The organism is Pseudomonas plecoglossicida NBRC 103162 = DSM 15088 (assembly GCF_000730665.1).
Lineage (GTDB): Bacteria > Pseudomonadota > Gammaproteobacteria > Pseudomonadales > Pseudomonadaceae > Aquipseudomonas > Aquipseudomonas plecoglossicida.
On record NZ_BBIV01000079.1, the window covers coordinates 1 to 5,177 of the forward strand.

6 protein-coding genes and 1 pseudogene are annotated in these 5,177 nt (G+C 52.5%); all 7 read left to right on the forward strand.

Translation table 11 applies throughout. The features are described from left to right. Positions 1-108: 108 nt before the first annotated feature. A pseudogene (locus tag PPL01S_RS26120) lies at positions 109-171 on the forward strand (hypothetical protein); the annotation flags it as partial. A 202-nt stretch (positions 172-373) separates the two neighbouring features. After that, positions 374-1,579, forward strand: coding sequence for a tyrosine-type recombinase/integrase (locus PPL01S_RS24020; protein ID WP_028626249.1), 1,206 nt, complete (start codon positions 374-376; stop codon positions 1,577-1,579). A gap of 99 nt (positions 1,580-1,678) precedes the next feature. Continuing rightward, complete coding sequence (locus tag PPL01S_RS24025) at positions 1,679-2,047, forward strand: type II toxin-antitoxin system RelE/ParE family toxin (RefSeq protein ID WP_016391478.1); 369 nt, start codon at positions 1,679-1,681, stop codon at positions 2,045-2,047. Next, positions 2,040-2,369 (forward strand): helix-turn-helix domain-containing protein, encoded by a 330-nt coding sequence (locus PPL01S_RS24030; RefSeq protein WP_016391479.1) that lies wholly within the window; start codon positions 2,040-2,042, stop codon positions 2,367-2,369. Before PPL01S_RS24025 ends, PPL01S_RS24030 begins: the two co-directional genes overlap by 8 nt. Positions 2,370-2,962: 593 nt before the next feature. Further along, the gene (locus PPL01S_RS24035; RefSeq protein WP_016391480.1) at positions 2,963-3,202 is read left to right on the forward strand and encodes a hypothetical protein; all 240 of its coding nucleotides are present in this window, start codon (positions 2,963-2,965) and stop codon (positions 3,200-3,202) included. Positions 3,203-3,219: 17 nt separating this feature from the next. Further along, entirely contained in the window at positions 3,220-3,492 is a 273-nt protein-coding gene (locus tag PPL01S_RS24040) for a hypothetical protein (protein WP_016391481.1), read from the forward strand. Positions 3,493-3,509: 17 nt separating this feature from the next. Further along, on the forward strand, positions 3,510-4,661 hold the full coding sequence (locus tag PPL01S_RS24045) for a tyrosine-type recombinase/integrase (RefSeq protein ID WP_033743899.1): 1,152 nt from the start codon (positions 3,510-3,512) through the stop codon (positions 4,659-4,661). Positions 4,662-5,177: the final 516 nt, after the last annotated feature.

The window sequence follows — 5,177 nt, forward strand, 5'->3', positions numbered from 1 at the left end:
GCCGGCGATAGGGCCGGAACAGGCACCACTCATTGGCAGATTTTGGTCCCGGCCCAATTTCAGGTATGATATCGCCCCTTTTTGAATCCCCCAGTCAGGCGATTTCCCATGACCAACCAGGCCGCCGAAGTCGCGAAGCGCCGCACTTTCGCAATCATTTCCCACCCTGACATTACCCTCTAAGTCAGGCTAAGACAGCCCCCGCCATATTCGTAAATAATCTACTGATTTCATTGATGAAATCAGACCAGGTCGCGACAATCTGAGACATCCGAAGACAAGCTGAGCCAATCGATTTGTGTACATGGCCGCGTACACAAAACAGCCTTTCGGAAGCCCCAGAAAATTATGTACGCAAGTCCGGAGAGCCCCCATGGCGATCTCAGACACCTGGCTGAAAGCCCAAAGCGGCAAGCCCCGCGATACACGAGAAGAGAAATCCGACCGCGATGGTCTTAGTGTGCGGGTGACGCCTAAGGGCAAGATTACCTTTCAACTGCGCTTTCGCTATGACGCTCGTCCCTGCCGTCTTGATCTCGGCACATATCCTCTGATGTCCCTCAAAGACGCGCGCGCGGAAGCTCAGCGGTTGCGTGCGCAGTTGGAGCAGGGGCATGACCCACGAGTTGTGAGGCAGCTCGAAAAACAAGCCATCCTGAAAGCCGACTCCGTGGAATCGCTGTTTCGACAGTGGTACGCGGCCTATTGCAAAGGCAACAAGAAAGGCCATCACGAGATCCTGCGTTCCTTCGAAATCCATGTGTTTCCGAAGATCGGTCATCTCCCTGCGGACAAGGTCACCCTGCATGAATGGCTGGCTCTTCTTGAAGCGCAGGCCAAGCTCAGGCCCGGCATCGCCGACCGCATCCTGGTCAATGCCAAGCAAATGCTCAAGTGGGGCGTGAAACGCCAACTTACCCCCAGCCATCCGCTCTCTGATATCAACGCCAAGGAAGACCTGCAGATCAAGAAAATCGCAGGTTCGCGCTGCCTATCCCATGAGGAAATCAGGCTCGTCTGGAAGGCTATCGAGCAATCGCGCATGGCGACCAAGAACAAGATCTTCCTGAAACTGTGTCTGATCTACGGGTGCCGCAATGGCGAGCTACGTGTGAGCGAGAAGGGGCATTTTGATTTCAAGGCGATGGTCTGGACGGTGCCACCTGCTAACCACAAATTGGGCAAGAACTCCGGTAAGCCGCTGCTGCGTCCCATCACTCCGGAAACTGAACGATTGATCCGACAGGCCGTGGATCTCAGCAAGGGCAGCTCTTTCCTATTCACCAACAGCGGCACTGATGACCCCATGGGGACGGGCGCGCCGCTGCAGCTGCCCTACAACATCATGCAGTGGCTACGCCGACACGAGAAATACGAGATGGCGCACTGGTCGGTTCACGATCTGCGTAAAACAGCGCGGACAAATTTCTCGACTCTGACCGAGCCTCACATCGCCGAAATCATGCTCGGTCACAAGCTACCTGGCAGCTGGCAGGTCTACGACCAGTACGACTATTTGCTTGAGCAAAAAGAAGCCTACAGTGCTTGGTGTAAGCGCCTGGAAAACCTCACTGAATAACCCGTTGGTTGCCCTTCCAAAGACCCTGGAATCGGCTTAGGATCGGGCATAGTATGATTATATACTTGACGGAATATTCACTTAAGGATATATTGGATAATGACGTGGCGTGTCGAATTTTGTGATGAGTTTGAGGCGGAATTCGGGGCCATGGCCGAGGCGGTCCAGGACGAACTGCTGGCCCAGGGTCAGGTGCTGGAGCGCTTTGGACCGGAACTGGGGCGTCCTCAGGTGGATACCCTCAACGGCTCGAAGCACGCCAATATGAAGGAGCTGCGCTTCAAGGCTGACGATGGTGTCTGGCGCGTGGCTTTCGCGTTCGATCCAGAAAGGAAGGCAGTCCTGCTGGTCGGTGGCGACAAGTCAGGCGGCAGCGAAAAGAAGTTCTACAAGGCTTTAATCAAGATCGCCGATGCGCGTTTCGACCGGCATCTGGCCTCTTTGAAGAAGGAGAAAGGCAATGGCTAAGTCACTCGACCAGATTATGAATGGGCTTCCGGCTGCCCGCCGTAAGAAGATTGATCTGCGCGGTGCAGAGCTCATCGCAGAGCAGATGACCTTACAGGAGCTGCGTAAGAATCTGAACCTGACCCAGGAGACCATGGCTGGCCTTCTCGACATGAAGCAGGGCAATGTATCGAAAGTGGAGAAGCGCACCGACATGCTGATCTCCACGCTGCGTGAATATGTTGAGGCCATGGGCGGAACGCTGGAACTGGTCGCCCGTCTGCCAGGACGCGAGCCCGTGAAGCTTGAAGGCTTTCGAGACCTCCACGCCGAGCACAAGTAAAAAAGGCCATCCGCAACGGATGGCCTTTTTTGCTTGGAGGCGCCACAGATGTTTACATCTTCCTTGAGGGTACGCCTTTGCGTCTCGGACTGCTGGGGAAAGGGGCGCAGGAGTGCATTCATAGTTGCCTGTCACCAAGCTCAATTTCGCAGACTCTCCTTCAGGTCGCATTGCACGAACGTTCACGTTCGCGCTGTTCCCAATCGGAAATATCGCCTGCATCCCAGAGATTGCTACTTCCCACATGCTTCATGCACGGGGCAGGGAATGGATTGATGGTCCGCTTCATGCGCCGGAACAGAGTGCGGCTTGAGCAACGAAAGCGCTCACAGAGATCCTGTGTCGAATAGTAAGCAACCATGAAACACCTCCATATGGAGCATGGTTCCATCTTATGGGGCGTCTCTTGGCTGGTTTCCTCTCTGCTTCCTCCTGGGGCCTGAATAGGGCCGTAGCGGATAGATGCGTACTGCCGGAGGGCGCCCTGAATAAAAAACACAACCATGAAATGTAAAATTAATAAAAAATCAACCCATGTGTGGCAAATATAAAGCATACATACTTTTGAGATAATTGAATAAGATGGAGCTTTTATGCAAATGACTATTCGGGGAGAAATGACTATCGCCCAATTGCGGCAGACCTTGTTTGAAATGCTCAAGGACCTGGAAGAGGGCTATAACGTCAAACACTTCAAAAATACCACTATTTATGTAAATCCGGTAAATGAGCTTGGCGAAGAAGTTGTTCTGCGCAACAAGCTAGGGCAACTGGTCAACAAGCTGCACAGCAACGGTCCATACCGAAGTGCCGCTGACGACTACAAGATTTAATGAAAGGTGATATTGCAATGGAGTTTCCTCGCTATGTGAACCTGGAGCAAGCTAGAAGCGTCCTTGCTGAAAACGGGGTTGAGCTCACTACCAGGCAGTTAAAGCGCGCAGCAGACCCCGATGCCCACGGCAGACGCAAGCTGCCATTCTTCGTAGATCCCATCGATGGTCGGCTGAAAATCGATAAAAACCTGCTGGTCGAGATTTATAATACCTGCCAGGTTGAGGCTCAAAATAGCGCGCATGTAACCCCTAAGAACCTGAAAGGAATATTTGACCGGAACAGCTAAATACGCTATCCAGAAACATGCCGGACATTCGAAAAAGATCAGGGAAAAAAGGGTCGATTTATCAGGTTCGTTACGAAGATAAGTCATCTGCAACGGGCTATTCTTATCAGTCATTCGCGCTCAGAAAAGAAGCGCAGAGTTTCATTGAAAACCTTTCCACGCTCAAGCATTTGAATAAACAGCTGAATAGCATGGCTGCAGCTGCCGATACTTGGCTCACCATTTGTGAAACTGAGGGACGGGACGGCAGAAAGCCTGTCTCGAAGGCTGTGATCAAGCTCTACGAGCGTCGTGCCCAAATCATAAAATCATATGCCTGGGAAAAGACGCTTCAGGAAATCACGAAGCCAGACGTTGTTGCTTTCCGCAGCTGGCTTCTCAATCGATACAGTCGTGACCAGTCACGCAAGGTCTTGAGCTCACTGCACTCAGTGATGCTGGAAATGATTAGCCGTGGTCATGTCGGGCATGATCCGGCGATGGGGGTGCGCATCCAGTCGGAAGCGCCCAAGATCGAAATTCCCAGCCAACAGCAGGTACGCAAAATTCTCCAGGCTGCCGATGCACTGTCGGAATCGCCTCATGCACAGATACGCGAGGCCTGGAAACGCTATCGTCCGATGATTTATCTGGCAGTCGCCTCAGGTATGCGCCCCCAGGAGTATGTCGCCCTGCCGCGTCGTGACGTGTTGAAAAATGGTATACGGGTCAGCCAGGCCATGGATCGCTCTGGAAAGATCGGCGAACCGAAGAGTCGTGCTGGGTATCGCACCATTGATGTCGGTCAGGAGGTCATCCAGATGATCCAGGATTTCATGGGAGACGAAGGCACTCCGGACGACTTGGTCTTTGGCACCCGCACCGGGAAGCCCATGCAACTGGTACCTTTTCGAGCCAGCGCCTGGGCTCCACTGATGAAGCAGGCGGGTTTAATGACCAAGGATACTGAATCAGGCGAGGTCCACCCCAAGTATACCCCCTATGCCTTGAGGCACTTTTTTGCCTCCAGCCTGCTTATGAAGAACTGCGACATTAAGTATGTCCAGTCGCAGATGGGGCACGCGCGCGCCAGCATCACCCTGGACACATACGGCCACCTTATCCCTACCAAAGATGACACTCGTACAGCCGCCACTCGCGGTCTCGTCGGTGAATTACTGAGCGTTTAACTCTTCTTGTGGCAAGTCTGTGGCAAAGCACAGTTATCACATTGATAAATAATAATAAAAACTAGCCTTCCAAGCTGGCTATGAGGGTTCGATTCCCTTCACCCGCTCCATAAATAAAATCAATGAGTTATACACGTAATTACTCAGAATAACGCTAGGAAACGCCATTTTCGCCACAGAAAACCACTCGCAAAAACCCGCAGGAATCCGCCAATGTCCGAGCCGGTCTTTTTGAACTTGTGGCAAGCTTGTGGCGAATCCATGCCACTGAGCTTCCTGAAAACCAGCACGCACTGCCATTCTAAATACCCCATCCCAGCTTTAAACCAGGAGTCTAAGAAGTGTCAGAAGTGTCATAGGGTATTTAAAATACTCTTCACTCGAAGGAGGCAGCCTACTGCCTTCTAAGCCGCTGCGAGTGGCGGTTGTATGTTTCAGGCGGAGCTGAAGACAGCTTATTGTTTAGCCATTGCCAATCGAGCGCCTAAGGCGCTCGCACACTTTGCGTGATGCCTG

Bases quoted from the DNA above. Each gene is read 5' to 3' on its own strand.
- PPL01S_RS24020 (WP_028626249.1), top strand. From the start codon at position 374: ATGGCGATCTCAGACACCTGGCTGAAAGCCCAAAGCGGCAAGCCCCGC.
- PPL01S_RS24030 (WP_016391479.1), top strand. From the start codon at position 2,040: ATGGCTAAGTCACTCGACCAGATTATGAATGGGCTTCCGGCTGCCCGC.
- PPL01S_RS24035 (WP_016391480.1), top strand. From the start codon at position 2,963: ATGCAAATGACTATTCGGGGAGAAATGACTATCGCCCAATTGCGGCAG.
- PPL01S_RS24040 (WP_016391481.1), top strand. From the start codon at position 3,220: ATGGAGTTTCCTCGCTATGTGAACCTGGAGCAAGCTAGAAGCGTCCTT.
- PPL01S_RS24045 (WP_033743899.1), top strand. From the start codon at position 3,510: ATGCCGGACATTCGAAAAAGATCAGGGAAAAAAGGGTCGATTTATCAG.
- PPL01S_RS24025 (WP_016391478.1), top strand. From the start codon at position 1,679: ATGACGTGGCGTGTCGAATTTTGTGATGAGTTTGAGGCGGAATTCGGG.